This window comes from Megasphaera sp. An286, from assembly GCF_002163455.1.
In the GTDB taxonomy this organism is placed as follows: Bacteria; Bacillota; Negativicutes; order Veillonellales; family Megasphaeraceae; genus Megasphaera; species Megasphaera stantonii.
In genome coordinates this window covers 40,362-57,792 of sequence record NZ_NFIY01000008.1, presented here as the reverse complement: position 1 = coordinate 57,792, position 17,431 = coordinate 40,362, and the positions used below count along the sequence as shown (strand labels likewise).

Annotated in this window: 16 protein-coding genes; 6 read left to right on the top strand and 10 right to left on the bottom strand. The window is 54.4% G+C overall.

Going from position 1 to position 17,431, the window contains the following annotated elements:
• Positions 1–99 precede the first annotated feature (99 nt).
• The 3 genes from B5F80_RS05355 to B5F80_RS05345 all read left to right on the top strand — a co-directional run bounded on the left by B5F80_RS05355 (position 100) and on the right by B5F80_RS05345 (position 2,588).
• Positions 100–942 carry an AraC family transcriptional regulator gene (locus B5F80_RS05355; RefSeq protein WP_087477794.1) on the top strand — a complete coding sequence of 281 codons (843 nt, stop codon included), beginning with the start codon at positions 100–102 and terminating at the stop codon, positions 940–942.
• Positions 943–1,036: 94 nt separating this feature from the next.
• Positions 1,037–1,456 carry a MarR family winged helix-turn-helix transcriptional regulator gene (locus tag B5F80_RS05350; RefSeq protein ID WP_087477793.1) on the top strand — a complete coding sequence of 140 codons (420 nt, stop codon included), beginning with the start codon at positions 1,037–1,039 and terminating at the stop codon, positions 1,454–1,456.
• 61 nt (positions 1,457–1,517) lie between these two features.
• Positions 1,518–2,588 carry an MFS transporter gene (locus B5F80_RS05345; RefSeq protein WP_087477792.1) on the top strand — a complete coding sequence of 357 codons (1,071 nt, stop codon included), beginning with the start codon at positions 1,518–1,520 and terminating at the stop codon, positions 2,586–2,588.
• Between the two features lie 67 nt (positions 2,589–2,655).
• Here the strand turns inward: B5F80_RS05345 and B5F80_RS05340 are convergent, their stop codons facing one another.
• Positions 2,656–2,856, bottom strand: coding sequence for a twin-arginine translocase TatA/TatE family subunit (locus B5F80_RS05340; RefSeq protein ID WP_087477791.1), 201 nt, complete (start codon positions 2,854–2,856; stop codon positions 2,656–2,658).
• A 189-nt stretch (positions 2,857–3,045) separates the two neighbouring features.
• On the opposite strand from B5F80_RS05340, the gene B5F80_RS05335 reads away from it, so the two are divergent.
• On the top strand, positions 3,046–4,209 hold the full coding sequence (locus tag B5F80_RS05335) for a twin-arginine translocation signal domain-containing protein (RefSeq protein ID WP_087477790.1): 1,164 nt from the start codon (positions 3,046–3,048) through the stop codon (positions 4,207–4,209).
• A 428-nt stretch (positions 4,210–4,637) separates the two neighbouring features.
• Here B5F80_RS05335 and B5F80_RS05330 read toward each other — a convergent pair whose 3' ends face one another.
• Positions 4,638–6,929, bottom strand: a complete 2,292-nt coding sequence (locus B5F80_RS05330; protein WP_087477789.1) for a hydratase — start codon at positions 6,927–6,929, stop codon at positions 4,638–4,640.
• Positions 6,930–7,240: 311 nt separating this feature from the next.
• On the opposite strand from B5F80_RS05330, the gene B5F80_RS05325 reads away from it, so the two are divergent.
• Both B5F80_RS05325 and B5F80_RS05320 read left to right on the top strand, forming a co-directional pair.
• Positions 7,241–8,581: a citrate synthase gene (locus B5F80_RS05325; protein ID WP_087477788.1), complete on the top strand. Its 1,341-nt coding sequence runs from the start codon at positions 7,241–7,243 to the stop codon at positions 8,579–8,581.
• Between the two features lies 1 nt (position 8,582).
• Positions 8,583–9,581 (top strand): isocitrate/isopropylmalate family dehydrogenase, encoded by a 999-nt coding sequence (locus tag B5F80_RS05320; protein ID WP_087477787.1) that lies wholly within the window; start codon positions 8,583–8,585, stop codon positions 9,579–9,581.
• Positions 9,582–9,636: 55 nt separating this feature from the next.
• Here B5F80_RS05320 and B5F80_RS05315 read toward each other — a convergent pair whose 3' ends face one another.
• From B5F80_RS05315 to B5F80_RS05280, 8 genes are all read right to left on the bottom strand, one after another.
• Entirely contained in the window at positions 9,637–10,743 is a 1,107-nt protein-coding gene (locus B5F80_RS05315) for an acyltransferase family protein (protein WP_087477786.1), read from the bottom strand.
• 145 nt (positions 10,744–10,888) lie between these two features.
• A complete protein-coding gene (locus B5F80_RS05310) occupies positions 10,889–12,064 on the bottom strand; it encodes an ABC transporter substrate-binding protein (RefSeq protein WP_087477785.1) in 1,176 nt (391 codons plus the stop codon).
• Positions 12,065–12,127: 63 nt separating this feature from the next.
• On the bottom strand, positions 12,128–12,838 hold the full coding sequence (locus B5F80_RS05305; RefSeq protein ID WP_087477784.1) for an ABC transporter ATP-binding protein: 711 nt from the start codon (positions 12,836–12,838) through the stop codon (positions 12,128–12,130).
• 2 nt (positions 12,839–12,840) lie between these two features.
• Entirely contained in the window at positions 12,841–13,608 is a 768-nt protein-coding gene (locus tag B5F80_RS05300; protein ID WP_087477783.1) for an ABC transporter ATP-binding protein, read from the bottom strand.
• The gene (locus B5F80_RS05295) at positions 13,583–14,554 is read right to left on the bottom strand and encodes a branched-chain amino acid ABC transporter permease (protein ID WP_233127860.1); all 972 of its coding nucleotides are present in this window, start codon (positions 14,552–14,554) and stop codon (positions 13,583–13,585) included. The genes B5F80_RS05300 and B5F80_RS05295 overlap by 26 nt, the downstream gene beginning before the upstream one ends.
• Before the next feature lie 9 nt (positions 14,555–14,563).
• A complete protein-coding gene (locus tag B5F80_RS05290; RefSeq protein WP_087477782.1) occupies positions 14,564–15,457 on the bottom strand; it encodes a branched-chain amino acid ABC transporter permease in 894 nt (297 codons plus the stop codon).
• Positions 15,458–15,504: 47 nt separating this feature from the next.
• On the bottom strand, positions 15,505–15,825 hold the full coding sequence (locus B5F80_RS05285; RefSeq protein WP_087477781.1) for a P-II family nitrogen regulator: 321 nt from the start codon (positions 15,823–15,825) through the stop codon (positions 15,505–15,507).
• Positions 15,826–16,063: 238 nt separating this feature from the next.
• Positions 16,064–17,392 carry an aminotransferase class III-fold pyridoxal phosphate-dependent enzyme gene (locus B5F80_RS05280; protein WP_087477780.1) on the bottom strand — a complete coding sequence of 443 codons (1,329 nt, stop codon included), beginning with the start codon at positions 17,390–17,392 and terminating at the stop codon, positions 16,064–16,066.
• Positions 17,393–17,431 lie beyond the last annotated feature (39 nt).

The window sequence follows — 17,431 nt, the reverse complement described above, 5'->3', positions numbered from 1 at the left end:
CCTTACCATAGCTATTATACAATAACTGAAAATAGCAAGTATAGTAAAATCATGCTATACTTATTGCAAATCCTGCTGTAACGATCGGAGGCGACGCATGTGTATGAAAAAACGGGCTACCTGACGGAGCCCCTGAAGCTGTTTTACGTATCGGACAAAAGAGACTGGGCCTGTCCCGTCCATTATCACGAATTCGACAAGGTCATGCTGTTCTTTCAGGGCGACGTAACCTATGAAATCGAAGGGAAATCGTACCGGCTCCAGCCCTACGACATCGTCGTCGTGCCGGCCGGGCAGATGCACCGCCCCGTCGTCGGCGGAACCCATACGTATGAGCGCATCATCGCCTATATTTCGCCGGCGTACATTGAGTCCTACAGGCAGCGCGGCTGCGACCTGTCGGCCCTGTTCCAGACGGCGTCGCCTATTTTGCGCCAGCCTCAGGAAGCGGGCAGCCTCTACGGCGCGTCGTGCCGCCTCCGCCAGGTCTGCTGCGCCGAAGCCTGCGCCCATCATGCCGTGTTGAAGGAAACTCTGTTTCTGGAGTTTCTCATCTATTTGGCCCAATCTATTCAGGAGCGGCACATCGGCTACGTCAAGACGGGACGGCAAAACGAAAAGATACAGCGCCTCCTGACCTACATCAACGAGCACCTGCGGAGCGAGCTGTCCGTACCGGTTTTGGCCGAACAGCTCTGCATCAGCCCGGACTACCTCATGCACCTCTTCAAGGAAGAGACGGGCTATTCCCTGGGCCAATACATTACCATCAAACGCCTCCTCCTGGCCCGCTCCCTCATGCAGCAGGACCGCCCCCTGACGGAGGTATGCTACGACAGCGGCTTTAAGCAGTATTCCACCTTTTACCGGGCCTGGAAAAAATATTACGGCGCGTCGCCGGCCAAGGGCATACCGCCTCAGACGCGGCTCTTCCTCGAATAACGCCGCCTATCCCTGCCGCCGGTATTTGACAAACTAAAAAAAGTATATAAAATAAAACTATACAACTCATTGTATAATCGGGAAAGGATACCTCATGAAAGACAAAAACTTCATCATCGAACGCCAAATCCTGCGCATCGGCAATAAAATCAGCAACGGCCGCGACAAGGATTTGATCCCCTTCGATCTGACGGCCAATCAATCAGAAGCGCTGCTTTATTTTGACAACTGCCCGGGCCGTTCCATCATCGATTTAAAAGAGCACCTGCGCATTACCCATCAGGCGGCGCGGAATCTCGTCGAACGGATGAAGCGGAAAGAATTGCTCTACGTCGTCGTCTCGGAAGAAGACGGCCGCTTCAAGCAAGTGTATCTCACGGAAAAAGGCCGGACGACGTGCCATGACCTCAAACATCTCGGCACAAACGTAGGATGCCAGCTTTTAAAGGGATTGTCGGAAGAGGAAAAAGACCAGCTCCTTTCCTTACTCCTGAAAATAAACGACAACGTATGATGTCGTTTTTTTCGCTCCTATATACAACTAGTTGTACAATAATAGAAAAGGATAACACGTCATGAATACTTCGGCCATCTGGACCAAAGATTTTATCCTGAACTGCATCGTTTGCTTCGTCGTAAACCAATCGTATTATATGACGATGGTCGTTATAGCCGACTACGCGGCGACGGCGCTTCACGCTTCGCTGGCAGAAGCGGGATTGGCCTGCGGCATCTTTATTTTAGGAACCTTATTTGCCCGCCTGTTTCTGGGCGGATGTATCGAACGAATCGGCCTGAAACGCTCCTTATATATCGGCCTGTTCCTCTTTTTAGCAGCCTCTCTCCTGAACATAGGAATCCACAGCCTGTATCTCCTCTACGCAGCCCGTTTCGTCCAGGGCGTCGGCTTCGGCCTGTCGTCATCTACGACGGGGACGATCATGGCGCACCTCGTCGCCGGCAGCGCCCTCCTGATACTGGCCTTCGCGGCGACAGCCCTGCTCCATGTACCGGCGGAGGACCATGAGCCGTCTGTCTCCGAACAGCCTCGCTCCTATCTGTCCCTGCAAAACTTCATAGAGCCGACGGCTCTTCCCGTCGCGTTTCTCACCCTCCTCGTCAACTTGGGGTTCGCCGCCATATTAGGTTTTATGGCGTCCTTTGCCAAAGAAGCGGATCTCCTTGCCAGCAGCAAATATTTTTTCCTCGTCTATGCCCTGTTCACCGTATGCTCCCGGCCTTTTACAGGACGATGGTTCGACAGCCGCGGCGCGAATTTCGTCATGTACCCGGCATTTATATTCTTTGCCCTGAGCCTGTACTTCATCAGCCTGTCGACGTCCGGCTGGATGCTGCTGGGCGCCGCCGCGCTGATGGGGCTGGGATATGGGACGTATATGTCCTGTTCTCAAGCCATCATTATCGGCTTGGCCCCTCGCGGCCGCATGGGCCTGGCGACGTCGACGTTTTTCGTCTTCATGGATCTCAGCGTCGGCGCAGGCCCTCTGGTTTTAGGTGCGCTGCTCCCCTATGCCGGTTTTTGCGTCATGTACGCGGCGCTGGCCGTGCTGCTAGCGTGCTGCGCCGTACTGTATTATGTCCTTTACGGCCAGAACGCTGCAAAACAAAAACTTGCAAGCAAGTAAATGACAAACAATCCCTGCCAGCCGACAGGGATTGTTGTTATAAAGAATTTGCGCCTATACGGCAATATTATTTATTGCCCGCCTTGGCCTCATGAAACGTATCGGCAGATGCCGGCTCCTTAGTTTCTTCTCCATCGCGAACGGCCGTTTTAAACTCCCGCAGGCTCTTGCCCAGTGCGCCGCCGACAGACGGCAGCTTTCCCGGCCCGAATACGACCAGTCCGATCACTAAAATCAACGCCAATTCCGGAAAACCTAATCCTAACATAGACTGCGCCTCCTTTGGCCTTACTGTAGCAAAGTTTCATAGCCCTTTCGTAAAATCGGCCTGTTCTTTTTGTAAAATTTCACCGGCCCTTCATTCCATACAATACCTTTACGGTATGTTCACAAAATATATACAAAAGGAAACTATACTAACGGTAAATTGAAAAGGCCTTTAAGGAGGAATCACACTATGTCAACGCCGTCATCTGAACATACCGTATCGCGCCGCAGCTTTTTAAAGCTCGCCGGCGGAGCCGCATTGGGAGCGGCCATGTTTTCCATGCCGTCCTTTTCCTTCGCCCGGGAACTCGACAATCCGAAGCGGACGCTGAAGCCCGTCGCATTTAAAGACATTCCCAAAAACGCCGTCGCAGCCGCCAACGCTTCGCCGCTGGTACAAAAATCCTTCGACGACATCCTGAGATTATCCAATACGATTGAAAACGGAAGCCTCCGCCAGGCCGTCGTCCGTCTCCTCAACGACCCGACGCCGACCTTTATGCAGGAATATTCGTCCGCCGCATCCCGCAGCCGCCTCTATGCCGCATTGGCCGCCCAGAACTTAATCGACACGTCGAAAATCGACGAAAAGCACATACTGCCGCCCTTTAACGGCGCCGTGCAGAAATTCAAGACGGCTCCCGGCAGCGGCTACGGCAGCCACCATCCCTATCCGGGCGGGCTGGCTACCCATACGAGCTGCAACATGCACATTACGGATTACATCTGCCGAACCTATGAGGAAGTCTTTTACTACTCCGTCAACAAGGATATCGCCATCGCCGCTCAGGCTCTGCACGACATTTCCAAGCCCTTCGTCTTCCAGTGGAACGCCGACGGCTCGTCCCTGACGGAATATCCCATTGCCGGTCAGGGAGCGCACCACGCCCTGGCGCTGGCAGAAGTCATCTACCGCGGTTTTCCGGCAGAAGAAGTCGTCGCCCAGGCCTGTGCCCACGGCGCGCCGACGTCGAAGAAAGAAGAAGCCGACGTCGCAGGCTGGCTGAAAGCCGCCGCTATCATCGCCGGCAAAGACCCCGTCGCCTACGGCCTCGTCGGCAAAGACGGCCAGACGATTCCCAATCCTCACCATCAGGAAGGCTACATCGTCCACCTCGGCGACCACGACTGGGTACTGTCGTCGCCGGCGGCCCAGAAAACGGTCCTGCTCCTCAAAAAAATCGCCTATCAGGAATACGGCATGAGCCAGGCCGACCTGGAAGGAGCAGCCTTCAACCATTTCCGCAACTACGTCGGCGCGCAGCTGTCCTATATGTACCTCAACATGCTCGAAGCAGAACCAAACGGCTACAAGCTGGCAGCAGAACAAGTCGCCAAGGTCATCTTAAAATAATACGTACGCCATAGTAAAATGTAAAAACAGCAGGCAGAGAATCCCGTTCCCTGCCTGCTGTCTTTATGATGCTTATACAGCATAGCCTATCTAAATACGCCGCTTTTCAATCTCATAACGGCATGATATAATACATGCGCTACCGCCTCCATACTGGTAGAAGGAAGGAGGTGTGCTAATGGATATAATCATGCCTTTTATGATTTCCCTCGCGGCAGGTATAGTATGCCACTATATCTGTAAATGGATGGACGGAAAGTAGCCGGTAGTCATCCTGAGGTCTAAGCCGCCTCTGAAATGGAATAGAAAATCCCCTAGTTGCCGCTAGGGGATTTTCGTTTTTTGCTGTGCTAATGGAAATTAACCATGCCCTTTTACACATTTAGTATAGCAAGCGATTCGTCATTCGTCAACGAATATTCCGCCAATTACGCCTTTTGTCTATTGCGGTTGAAATTGATGAGGCTGCCGGCTTTGACGATTTCTTTTTCCGCGTCGGTCATATCCGCGATGTACAGGGAAATTTCCTGAAGTTCTTTGCCGACGACGTAGGCCTTGATGTCCTTCATGTCGCCGTCGAGGGCTGCCTTGACGTTGGGGATATAGATGTAATCGCCGACTTCAAAGAACGGGTCGTCCTTCATCTGGAAGGGCAGCATGCCCCAGTTGATGACGTTGGAGCGGTAGCGCTTCGTCGCATATTCCCGGCAGATATTGGCCAGGCCGCCGAGGACGCGCTGGCAGCTGGCCGCCTGTTCGCGGGCCGAGCCGTCGCCGGGCTTGACGCAGTAAATCATGCTGCCGATTTCCGTCGCCGCCATATCGGCGTCGGCAAATGTCTCTTTCAGCTTGGCAAAGACGTCTTTCAGCTCCTTGTCGACAGAGGCCGGGCATTGTCCGGCTATGCGGGCCCGTTCTGCCGCGTCGACTGCCTTGGCCCGGCCGACGTATTCCGGGTCGCGGCGGGACAAGGTGAATTCAGCCAGTCCCAGCGGATTGGAGCGGTACGACGACGTTTCGCCCGACGGAATCAGTTCGTCTGTCGTCGTCACGGGATCCATGATCTTCGAGCAGACCTTGACCAGGATGTTGTCGGCCAAGGCTTCCATATCCGGCCAGTCTTTGATGTTCGGCCCGTATACGAGAGCCGCTTCGCCGTCGGCCTGGCCGAAGCCCTGGTATACGCGCGACGCATAGGACGAGTTGTCATAGTCGTAAGGCGGTTCTGTATAATCGTCCATGTAGCCTTCGGCCGACGTGAGGACGCCGCCGTTGGCCGCCGTCGCCGCGATGGAACGGGCATCCATGAGGGCTACGGCGGAGAACTGGCCGCTGCCCGGCTTCGAGCCTTCGCGGTTCGGGAAGTTGCGCGTCGTATGGCGGATGCTGAAGGCGTTGTTCGCCGGCGTATCGCCTGCGCCGAAGCAGGGGCCGCAGAAGGCCGTCTTGAATATCGCCCCGGCGGCCAGAAGATCGGCCACGGCGCCCTTGCGGACTAAGTCCATGTACACGGGCTGGGACGACGGGTAGACGTCAAGGGTAAAGACGCCGTCGCCGCAGGAAGCGTTCTTCAAAATATGAGCGGCGGCCATGACGTTGCCGTAGTTGCCGCCGGCGCATCCGGCAATGACGCCCTGCTGGACGTGGAATTTGCCGTCGGCAATCTTATCCATCAGGCTGTAATGGAGGTCGGGATTGCTCATGCGGCCGTTGATGCTTTCTTCCGTTTCATGAAGGATATCAGCCAGATTGGCGTTGAGCTCGTCGATGGTAAAGGCGTTGCTCGGATGCATGGGCATGGCGATCATCGGCTTGATTTTGCTCAAATCGACGTAAATGACGCCGTCATAGTAGGCGACGTCGGCCGGATTGAGTTCCTTGTAATCCTGAGGCCGGCCGTGCTGGGTCAGGTAAGCCTTCGTATCGTCGTCGGTGCGCCATACCGACGACAGGCACGTCGTTTCCGTCGTCATGACGTCGACGCTGTTGCGATAATCCGTATTCATCGACGCCACGCCGGGGCCGACGAATTCCATGACTTTGTTCTTTACATATCCATTCTTAAAGACGGCGCCGACGATGGCGATAGCGATGTCGTGGGGGCCGACGGCCGGGCTGGGCTTGCCCGTCAGGTATACGGCTACGACGCCCGGATAGGCGACGTCGTACGTATCGCGCAGGAGCTGCTTGACCAGCTCGCCGCCGCCTTCGCCGACGGCCATCGTCCCCAGCGCGCCGTACCGCGTATGGCTGTCCGAGCCAATGATCATTTTGCCGCAGCCGGCCATCTTTTCCCGCATGTACTGATGGATGACGGCGATGTGAGGCGGTACGAAGATGCCGCCGTATTTCTTAGCCGCCGACAATCCGAATACGTGGTCGTCTTCATTGATCGTGCCGCCGACGGCGCACAGCGAATTGTGGCAGTTCGTCAGCACGTAAGGCAGCGGAAACGTTTCCATACCTGAAGCCTTTGCCGTCTGGATAATGCCGACAAAGGTGATATCGTGAGACGCCATGGCGTCGAATTTTATCTTTAAATGGTTCATCGAGCCGGACGTATTATGAGCCTGCAAAATCGAATAGGCAATCGTCCCCTTGCGGGCTTCGTCCTTATCGGGAGCCTTGCCCGTAAGCTGTTCTACCCGCGCCGCTTCCCGTTCCGGCACGAGCTCCGAGCCGTGCACTAAGTACGCGCCGCCTTCATATAATTGAATCATGTCCAATCCCCCTCTTCATCTGTGCGATGCTGCATTACATTTCTCATGTCGAAATTTATGTAAATAAATTTCATAATATAAAATTTTATCTTCACATACACCATATTATATCATAATTATTCTGGCCCTGACTACCCTTACCCACTGGGTATCCGCGATTATTCGTATTTATTTTTTTCTGTAATCATGCTATAATAACTTATACTTTGCAAAAATGGCTGCGTCTATTTCTACAAAGCATTTTTATAAATATTCTGGAATAATTAGTAACGAAGCTATGCACAGTTCGTTTCCGGAAAGAGAGGAATCACATGGACAATAACATCTTTTTGGCCCAATTCTATGGAAAATCACAAAATTATACACAGATTCCCCGCGAATGGTTTTCCAAGTACGGCGTAAAGCGCGGCCTGCGCAACGAAGACCACACAGGCGTCCTCGTCGGCCTGACCCGCATTGCCGACGTCGTAGGCTATAAGCGCGACGCCGAAGGAAATAAGGTAGACTGCGACGGCATCCTCTATTACCGCGGCTTAGATATCCGCGATTTGGCGAAAAAGGAACGCTACAACGGCTATTTGTACGAAGAAGCCTGCTTCCTCCTCCTGTTCGGCTACTTGCCGACGCGGGAAGAGCTGGACGCCTTCTGCAACGTCCTCCAGGAAAATTACGACCTGCCCGACGACTTTTTGGAAATGAACCTCCTGCGGCTGCCGGGAAAAAACCTGATGAACAAGCTGCAGCACTCCCTCATCACCTTGTACAACTACGACGAAGACCCGGACAACACCGACGTATACCAGACCCTGCGCAAGGGCCTCAACATCATGAGCAAGCTGCCGTCCATCGCCGTCTACGCCTACATGTCCAAGGTGCACTATTACAACCGGCAGAGCCTGGTCATCCACTATCCGCGCAAGGATTACTCGACGGCGGAAAACATCTTGTCCATGCTCCGCCTCGACAGCGCCTTCACGCCGAAGGAAGCCCAGCTCCTCGACCTCCTGCTGTTCCTCCACGCCGACCACGGCGGCGGTACGAACTCGACCTTTACGAATGTCGTCGTCTCGTCGACGAATACGGACATCTATTCCAGCATGGCCAGCTCCATCGGCGCCCTGAAAGGCCCGCGCCACGGCGGGGCCAACGTCCGCGTGTCCCTCATGATGGAAAACATCATGGACGCCGTCGGCATCAAGGCCACGGACGCCCAGATCAAGGACGTCATCGAACGCATCCTCCGCGGCCAGTTCCGCCATCAGGATAAGCTGATATACGGCTTCGGCCACGCCGTATACACCCTGTCGGACCCCCGCGCCGAAATCATGCGCCACTACTGCGGCCAGTTAGCCAAAGAAAAGGGCATGGAAGATATCTTTAATTTCTACACGCGCTTCGAACGCATCGCCAAGAAGACCTTGAGCGAAGAAAAAGGCGCGAATATGTGCAGCAACGTCGACTACTACAGCGGCTTCGCCTATCACATGCTGGGCATTCCCCGCGATTTGTACACGCCCCTGTTCGTCATCAGCCGTATGGTCGGCTGGCTGGCCCACAACATCGAGCACAAGCTGTACGACAACCGCATCGTCCGTCCGGCAGCGAAGTATGTCGGCGATTTAATGGATTATATACCTATGGAGGACAGATAACATGAAAACCATCACCGTATTTAAAGGCGACGGCATCGGCCCGGAAATCACCGACGCCGTCCTGGACATCTTAAAAGCTGCCAAGGCTCCCCTGGAATATGAAATCTTTAACGTCGGCGCCGCCGAATACGAAAAGAACGGCGCTCTCATTCCCGACGCCGCCTTCGCCTCCTTTGAAAAGACGCGGGTTCTGCTGAAATCGCCTATTACGACGCCTGTCGGCAAGGGCTTCCGCTCCCTTAACGTCACGCTGCGCAACAAATACGATTTGTACGCCAACATCCGTCCGGCCAAGTCGAATGCCGCCGTGCCGACGCCCTTCCCTAACGTCGACATCGTCACCTTCCGCGAAAACACGGAAGACCTGTACATCGGCGTCGAATACAAGATGAACGACGACACGGTCCAGGCCATCAAGCTCATTACGCGCAAGGCCAGCGAACGCATCATCCGCGCCGCCTTCGACTACGCCGTCGCCAACGGCCGCAAAAAAGTCACCTGCGTCCATAAGGCCAATATCCTCAAGATGAGCGATGGCATGTTCCTCGATATTTTCAGGGAAATCGCCAAGGAATACCAGCAGATCGAAAGCGACGACAAAATCGTCGACAACACGTGCATGCAGCTCGTCATGTATCCGGAAAACTTCGACGTCATGGTCATGCCCAATCTGTACGGCGACATCGTATCGGACCTGACCAGCGGCCTCATCGGCGGCCTCGGCCTCCTGCCGTCCATGAACGTCGGCGATGACTTCGCCATGTTTGAAGCCGTCCACGGCAGCGCCCCCGACATTGCCGGCAAGCATATCGCCAACCCGACGGCCTTCCTCTGGTCGGCCTGCATGATGCTGGAATACATCGGCGAAACGGACGTCGCCGCCAATATCCGCAGCGCCGTCGACGCCGTGCTGGCGGAAAACCAATGCCTCACGCCGGACCTCGGCGGCAAGGCCACGACGGAAGCATACCGCGACGCCGTCATCGCTCACTTAAAATAAACAACACACACGCTAAAAAACAGCCCCTTGGGAATCTCTCCGAGGGGCTGTTCTGTCATCTCGATTTCGACGAGGAAAAGGACGGTATGCGGCTGAGCACATACCGGCTAAAAAGCGTGCAGATGCAGAGGGACAAGACGCACATGACGGCATATTTGGTATAGACGCCGCCGTCCCAGGGCCGCAGCAGCCAGACGACGTGCATGACGACGACCTGATGGATGTAATACACGCCATATGACAGGGACGACAGCTGCCGTCCCCAAGGCCCGTACGAATCGGCAAACCGCTGGAACAAGGCCGTCAGAGCTATAACGGCCGTCAGGCAGAACAGGCTGTGCAGGACGGCAAAGATTTCGGAATAACAGGCTAATCCATGCCACTCATAGCCATAGTCGAAGCGAAAGGCCGTATATGCGACGGACAGGACGGCAAAAGCAGCGCCCCAGGCTGCCGGCGAAGCGAACAGCCCCTGGGAAAACCAGCGGCTGCGCCAGGCGTAGGCTCCCAGCCCGAATACGACGAGGTACAAGGGAGCCCGCGTCGGCTGAAAGCACAGGACGTACAGGGGATGAATCCACACGGCGTCGTCGTAACACTGCAGCATCGCCCCCATAGAGAGGGCGCACAGGGCGGCGCAGCCGAAAAAGACTGTCAGGGAAAACCGGCCCTGTATCGGCCGCAGCCACGCCAGATACAGACGCCGGCTCAGGTACAGCAGGCCGTACAAGGCCATTAAAAATCCCAGGTACCAATACTGGGCCTGCTGATAAAAAACGCCCCAAAACCATTCTGCATAAAACTGGTAAAACGTCATGGGCACAGCCCGGCTGAGCATGTACAGATAGGCGATATACGGGGCAATAAAGACCGAGCCGAACAGCCACGGCAGGCCGACGCGCTTCCATTTCGATTTCCAAAAGCTCCCCGTTCCGGCTAAGGACGCCGCGCCGAAATAACCGGAAATAAAAAACATGACCGGCATGATGAATACGTCGGCCCAGACGACAAATACCGTTGCCGCCAGGGATCGCTCGTCGTCCAGCACGTACCACCACTCCGGCGCGTAGGCCATATAGGACATGGCGCCGTGAAACACGACGACCAGGGCGATGACCAAGGTTTTCAAGTTGTCTAAGAAGATAATGCGACGCCCGCTCATACGATGCACCTCACAGTAGATTTACCCAAAGTATAGCACATGCTCCGGAAAAGGGGAAAGGGAGAAGAAAAAGCTTCCGCTTCGTCTTCTCCCTTCGATAGAGGAATCTATATGTATTAGATGAGGTATCAGTAACGAATCGCCCTTACGGTTCTACTTTGGTAACAAAGATCTGCTTGCCGTCCTTAAAGCTCAGGACAACTGCCGATTTGACGGGATCATGGAACTCGTTAAAGCTGATCTTGCCGCTGACAGCGTTGAATCCGCTGATCTTTTCCAGCGCCGCCTTCACCGTATCTTTATCGGTGCTGTTGGCGTCCTTGATAGCCTGGGCCAAAATCATCATGCTGTCGTACGCTACAGCTGCCGGAGCGTCCGGCTTCTGGCCATAGGCCTTCTGATAATTGGAAACGAAATTCTGGACGACTTCGGACGTATCGTCAGACGAATAGTGGTTGCTGAAATAGCAGTCGACCAGATTCGCCGCGCCGGCAATTTCCGCCAGCTTCGTGCTGTCCCAGCCATCGCCGCCGACAATCGGCTGCGTCATGCCCATTTCGCGGGCCTGCTTGATAATCATGCCGACTTCCTGATAATATCCGGGAACGTAGATGACGTCGGGGTTGGCCGCTTTGATCTTCGTCAGGGCCGCCTTGAAGTCTGTATCCTTCTGCAAATACGCTTCCGTCGCTACGATAGAGCCGCCTTTTTTGCCGAATTCTTCTTCAAAGAATTTCTGCAGCCCCTTCGAGTAATCGCTGGAGTTGTCGACGTATACAGCCACTTTCTTCGCCTTCAGCGTATCGGCTACAAAATCAGCCATGGCCTTGCCCTGGAAGGTATCGATAAAGGCGGCGCGGAATACGTAAGGCCGTACGTTATGCGTCGCCGGATCGACCGTAATGTCCGGATTCGTGCCGAACGGCGAAATCATCGGTATTTTTTCCTGATCTGCCGTGGCGACGCAGGCCAGGGCGCCGCTCGACGTGTCCGGGCCGACGATGAAATCGACCTGGTCATCCAACAGCTTCTGCATGGCGTTGGCCGCTTCCGTCGCTTCGCTGCGGTTGTCGGCGTAGCTGACTTCAATTTTCTTTCCCAGCAGGCCGCCGGCGTCGTTGATTTCCTTGACGGCCATTTCGATGCCGTTCTTGGCCGACGTGCCGTACGACGCGCTGTTTCCTGTCAATTCCAGGTTCGCGCCGATTTTAATCGTATCACTTGATTCTCCCGAACTGCCGCTGCAGCCCGTCAGCATGACGGCCATCGACGCAACGGCCACGGCAACCAACACGCATCTTTTCAATGTACTCATAGTCATAAGGTATCCCTCCTAAACTGTATATATAACATACCTGTAATGGTATATCCGCCGTAACGGGCCTCAGCCGCCCAAGTAAACCTTCCGCACTTCTTCGCTTTCAGCCAGAGATTTAGCCTCTCCTTCCAGCGATATGTGCCCTGTTTCCAGGACATAGGCGTAATCGGAAATGGCCAGGGCCATGCGGGCGTTCTGTTCGACCAGCAGCACCGTCGTCCCCATGCCGTGTATTTCCTGCACCATATTGAATATTTCCTTGACCAGGATCGGCGCCAGCCCCATAGACGGCTCGTCCAGGAGGAGCAGCTTCGGCTTGCTCATCAGCGCCCGGCCCATCGCCAGCATCTGCTGCTCGCCGCCGGAAAGGGTGCCGGCCATCTGGTTCATCCGTTCCTTCAGGCGGGGAAAATGGTCGTAAATCATGTCCATGGTCTGGGAAATTTCCTTCTTATCCTTACGGGTAAAGGCCCCCATTTCCAGGTTTTCCTTGACGGACATATCGGCAAAGACCCGCCGTCCTTCGGGACAATGGGAAATCCCCAGCCGCACGATGGATTCGGCGCTTTCGTGCCGCAGCTCCTTTCCCATGAAAGAAATAGATCCGGTCTTGGAGCGCAGCAGCCCGGAAATCGTCCGCAGCGTCGTCGTCTTGCCGGCGCCGTTCGCGCCGATGAGGCTGACGACCTGTCCTTCTTCGACGTTCAGGCTGATTCCCTTCAGGGCGTGAATCGCGCCGTAGTAGACGTTGATATCCTTTAATTCCAACAGGCTCATGATCACACCTCCTCGCCTAAATACGCCCGGATGACGTCGGCATTCGACTTGATTTCCTGCGGTATCCCCTGGGCTAAGATTTTGCCGAATTCCAGGACGTACAAGCGTTCGCAGATCCCCATGACCAGGGACATGTCGTGTTCGATCAGTAAAATCGTCAGCTGGAAGCGCTTCCGTATTTCTTCAATCAAGTGCATGAGATCGAGCGTTTCCTGCGGATTCATGCCCGCCGCCGGTTCGTCCAGCAGGAGTAGCTTCGGCCGGGCCGCCAGGGCTCGGGCAATTTCCAGATGCCGCTGCAAGCCGTAAGGCAGATTGGACGCCAGCTCGTCCTTTTTATCGTCGAGCTTAAACAGCCGCAGCAGCTCTATCGACTCGCGTTCAATCCGTTCTTCTTCCTTCCCGTACCGGCCGATGCGCAGGATCGCTTCGGCCAGGCTGTAGTTGACCAGGTAATTGCAGGCAATTTTGACATTATCCAATACGGTTAAGTTTCCAAACAGGCGGATGTTCTGAAACGTGCGGGCAATGCCGTGCTGCGTAATTTTATAGGGCTTCATCCCCGTGACGTCGACGCCGTCGAATTCAATGGTCCCCGTCGTCGGCTGATATACGCCGGTCAGCAAGTTGAAGGCCGTCGTCTTCCCTGCGCCGTTCGGCCCGATGAGGCCGACGAGCTCGCCCCGGTTCAATACGATGTTAAAATCCTGGACGGCCTTGATGCCGCCGAAGGATATGGATACATTATTTGTTTTCAGCAACGGGTCCATCGCCGCGTCCCCCCTTCTTCCATTTGGACAGCATCAGCTCAGCCAGCTCCTTATTGCCGAGAATCCCATTCGGACGGTACAGCATGAGTATGATGAGCAGCAAGGCGTATACGATCATGCGGTATTCGGGATAGCTCTGCATTACGGCGGCAATCAAGGTCAGGATAAAGGCGCCGATGACCGATCCGGACAAGCTGCCCAGGCCGCCTAATACGACCATCGTCATGATGTCGAAAGACCGCATAAAGGTAAAGCTCGACGGATGGGCGATGCCGAAGTAATGAGAGAACAGCGCGCCGGCCAAACCGGCGAACATCGACGCAATCGTAAAGGCAAATACCTTGAATTCCGTCGTGTTGATGCCCATGGCTTCGGCTGCAATGGCGTTTTCCCGTACGGCCAGGCAGGCTCTCCCCTGCTTAGAGTGGATGATATTCTTTAAGACGAACAAGGTGACGACCATGCAGATAAACAGCCAGGGAAAGGTCGTATCCCGCGGAATGCCCGACATCCCCGACGCGCCGCCTACTTGCTGTATATTCAAAATGCAGATGCGGATAATTTCCCCCATGCCCAGCGTGGCGATAGCTAAATAATCGCCCTGCAGCCGCAGCGTCGGCACGCCGACGAGAAAGCCCAGCAGGCCGGCAGCGGCCGCACCGCCTATGAGGCTGACGATGAAGGGTAGGTGCAGGAATACGGTGCATACAGCCGACACGTAAGCGCCGACGGCCATAAATCCGGCGTGCCCCAGGGAGAACTGTCCCGTAACGCCGTTAATCAGGTTCAAGCTGGACGCCAGCATGACGTTCAGGCAAATCAAAGAGATATTCAGACGCCAAAACGACGATACGATTCGTTCGGCCATCAAAAACTGCAGGACGGCAAAGACGACGACGGCGGCGAGTAAGAATACAGCGTCTTGTTTTCGCAATCGGTTTATCATATTCATCACCTACACTTTTTCTCGTTCATTCTTTCCGAACAGTCCCGTCGGCTTGATGAGCAAGATAATAATCAAAATGGCAAAGGCCGCGGCGTCGCGGAAGGTAGACGAAATAAATCCGCTGACCATGGCTTCGACGACGCCTAGGATAATGCCGCCGGTCATCGCGCCGGGAATGATGCCGATGCCGCCGAGGACGGCCGCTACGAAGGCCTTCATGCCCGGCATGATACCCATGAGGGGCTCGATGGAATTATAGTAAATCCCGACGAGGACGCCTGCCGCGCCGGCTAAGCTCGACCCGATGCAGAAGGTAAAGGAAATCGTCTTGTCTACGTTGATTCCCATGAGCTGGGCCGCGTCGGGATCGTACGAAACGGCCCGCATCGCCTTGCCCATTTTCGTATAGTTCACGACGTAGGTCAGAATCAGCATCAGCACGACCGATATAAGGAAGATGACGATTTGCTGAAACGAAATCACTAAGCCGCCGATGTGGTACACGCTGTTGTCCAGTACGTGCGGAAAGGTCCGCGGCTGCGGCGACAAGGCGAGCATCGTCGTGTATTCCAAGAACAAGCTGACGCCGATGGCCGTCGTCAAAATGGCGATTTTCGGGCTATGGCGAAGGGGCTTATACGCCAGCCGTTCGACGACCATCCCCAAAATCCCCGTCATGACCATCGCCGCCAGGATCGCCGGCACAAAGGGCAGCCCCATGGCCGTAATCGCAAAAAATCCGACGTACGAACCGATCATGTAGATATCGCCGTGAGCGAAGTTGATCAATTTCATAATGCCGTATACCATCGTATATCCTAGGGCTATCAGCGCGTAAATGCTGCCTAAGGATATGCCGTTAATGAGCTGCTGCACGAACTGCAGCCATAATGTGCCTTCCACTGTATATCTCTCCTTCCTCATGTCGGGAGCGCTCGACACGTTGCGTATCAAAGCAGCTGCTCGCTAATCGTATATCCTTCGTCCAGCCTGGTAATAAAAATTCTGCCATCGCCGGCGGTTCCTTTCGGCTGCGTCTGGCATATGGCGATAATCGTCGTAACGACAGCCGTCTTATGTTCGTCGTGGACGACGATATATACCATTTCCTTCGGAAGCTCGTCATACACAACGCCGTTTACCGTAACGCCGCGCTGTTTTCCTCGCCCCGAAACGGGCCAGTGCGTCAATCCGTAAAATCCTCGTTCGGCCAGCGCATCTTTCAGCGCCTTCAGCCGTTCCCGTCGGATAATCGCTTTAATTTCAATCATATTTTGTTCCCCCTCCCCCATACGCAAAACAACGGCGAAATTATTTTTTAATAATAACGCCGTTGTTATGGAAAATATTTTCTTTTAAGAATGAAGTTATTATAATATTTAATGTTTTAAAAATCAATTAGGCACTTGCATAAATATTTTTATGTACATGTATAACAGATTAAAAAATAAAAGGCATAGGCGTCAGGCATGTATCCAACCTATGCCTTTCTCCACTCGCCGGAGGACGTTATCCCCCGATAGCGGCGTCGACTTCGCTCAGCACGTCGTCCAAAATCTTCATCGCTTCCAGAAGCTGTTCTTTTGTAATAATAAGGGGCGGAGCGACGAGAAGCATGTTTTCGTGAGAATAGGTACAAAAGCCCTTTTTCATCAGCGATTTGACGATGCCCGGCATCGTTCCCCCTTCGTCCTTTCCGTACGGCACGAGGGGTTCCTTCGTTTTCTTATCCTTTACCAGCTCGATAGCCGACCATAACCCGATATAGCGGACGTCGCCGACACAGGCATGTTTCGCCTTCAGCTTTTCTTCTTCTTCGCCCAGCACCTTGCCGACGGCGTTTACGTTGTCTAAAATCCGCGCCTTATCGTAGTAATTCAGGCAGGCGACCCCGGCGGCGCAGGCCAGCGGATGGCCGCTGTACGTCAGGCCGCACGACAGGAGGTGATCGTCGAAATAGGCGGCGATTTTCTTCGATACGGCGACGCCGCCGAGCTGAATATAGCCGCAGGTAATCCCCTTGGCAAACGTCACGATGTCGGGCTTGACGTTGAAATGCTCAAAGGCGAACATCTTGCCCGTCCGGCACCAGCCGGCCATGACTTCGTCGCAGATCATCATGATGCCGAATTCATCGCACAGCTTGCGCACGCCTTCCAGATAGCCCTTCGGCGGAATGATGACGCCGTTGGAGCCCGTAATCGTTTCCATGACGATAGCGGCGATCGTCGACGGATTTTCATAAATAATTTGTTCCCGCAGCTTGGTAATGTAAAATTTCGTCGCGTCTTCTTCGCTGGCAAAGGAAATGGCTTCGCGGTATATGTAGGGATCGAAAAATTTAATGAAGCCGGGAATCCCCGGTTCCAGCGGATAGCGCCGCGGTTCACCCGTCAGATTGCCTGCGCCGAAGGTCGAGCCGTGATAGCTGCGGTACCGGCTCATGACCTTATAGCGCCCCGTATACATGCGGGCCATCTTAATGGCGTTTTCGTTGGCGTCGGCGCCGCCGTTGGTAAAAAATACCTTCCCCATGTTGTCGGGCATGCGGTCGATGACCATTTTAGCCAATTTAGCCCGCGGTTCTACAGCCAGACTCGGAGATATGAAGCAATATTTGTCGGCTTGTTCCTTAATCGCTTCGATAATGTCTTTGTTTCCGTGCCCCACGTTGGAATTCACCTGTCCCGACGACATATCCATATATCGCTTGCCGTCGCTGTCCCACAAGTAAATTCCTTCAGCCTTCGTAATGACTACGGGGTTCAGCCCCTTCTGCTTCGACCACGAATGCAGATTATATTTTAAATCCATATCGCGTATTTCTTGTCCTGTCATGAAATCATCCCCTTGGCGTTATAATACTAAAAAAGCAAC

Excerpts from the sequence above, each read along its gene's own strand:
- B5F80_RS05350 (WP_087477793.1), top strand. The coding sequence starts at position 1,037 with ATGAAAGACAAAAACTTCATCATCGAACGCCAAATCCTGCGCATCGGC.
- B5F80_RS05345 (WP_087477792.1), top strand. The coding sequence starts at position 1,518 with ATGAATACTTCGGCCATCTGGACCAAAGATTTTATCCTGAACTGCATC.
- B5F80_RS05340 (WP_087477791.1), bottom strand. The coding sequence starts at position 2,856 with ATGTTAGGATTAGGTTTTCCGGAATTGGCGTTGATTTTAGTGATCGGA.
- B5F80_RS05335 (WP_087477790.1), top strand. The coding sequence starts at position 3,046 with ATGTCAACGCCGTCATCTGAACATACCGTATCGCGCCGCAGCTTTTTA.
- B5F80_RS05330 (WP_087477789.1), bottom strand. The coding sequence starts at position 6,929 with ATGATTCAATTATATGAAGGCGGCGCGTACTTAGTGCACGGCTCGGAG.
- B5F80_RS05325 (WP_087477788.1), top strand. The coding sequence starts at position 7,241 with ATGGACAATAACATCTTTTTGGCCCAATTCTATGGAAAATCACAAAAT.
- B5F80_RS05320 (WP_087477787.1), top strand. The coding sequence starts at position 8,583 with ATGAAAACCATCACCGTATTTAAAGGCGACGGCATCGGCCCGGAAATC.
- B5F80_RS05315 (WP_087477786.1), bottom strand. The coding sequence starts at position 10,743 with ATGAGCGGGCGTCGCATTATCTTCTTAGACAACTTGAAAACCTTGGTC.
- B5F80_RS05310 (WP_087477785.1), bottom strand. The coding sequence starts at position 12,064 with ATGACTATGAGTACATTGAAAAGATGCGTGTTGGTTGCCGTGGCCGTT.
- B5F80_RS05305 (WP_087477784.1), bottom strand. The coding sequence starts at position 12,838 with ATGAGCCTGTTGGAATTAAAGGATATCAACGTCTACTACGGCGCGATT.
- B5F80_RS05300 (WP_087477783.1), bottom strand. The coding sequence starts at position 13,608 with ATGGACCCGTTGCTGAAAACAAATAATGTATCCATATCCTTCGGCGGC.
- B5F80_RS05295 (WP_233127860.1), bottom strand. The coding sequence starts at position 14,554 with ATGATAAACCGATTGCGAAAACAAGACGCTGTATTCTTACTCGCCGCC.
- B5F80_RS05285 (WP_087477781.1), bottom strand. The coding sequence starts at position 15,825 with ATGATTGAAATTAAAGCGATTATCCGACGGGAACGGCTGAAGGCGCTG.
- B5F80_RS05280 (WP_087477780.1), bottom strand. The coding sequence starts at position 17,392 with ATGACAGGACAAGAAATACGCGATATGGATTTAAAATATAATCTGCAT.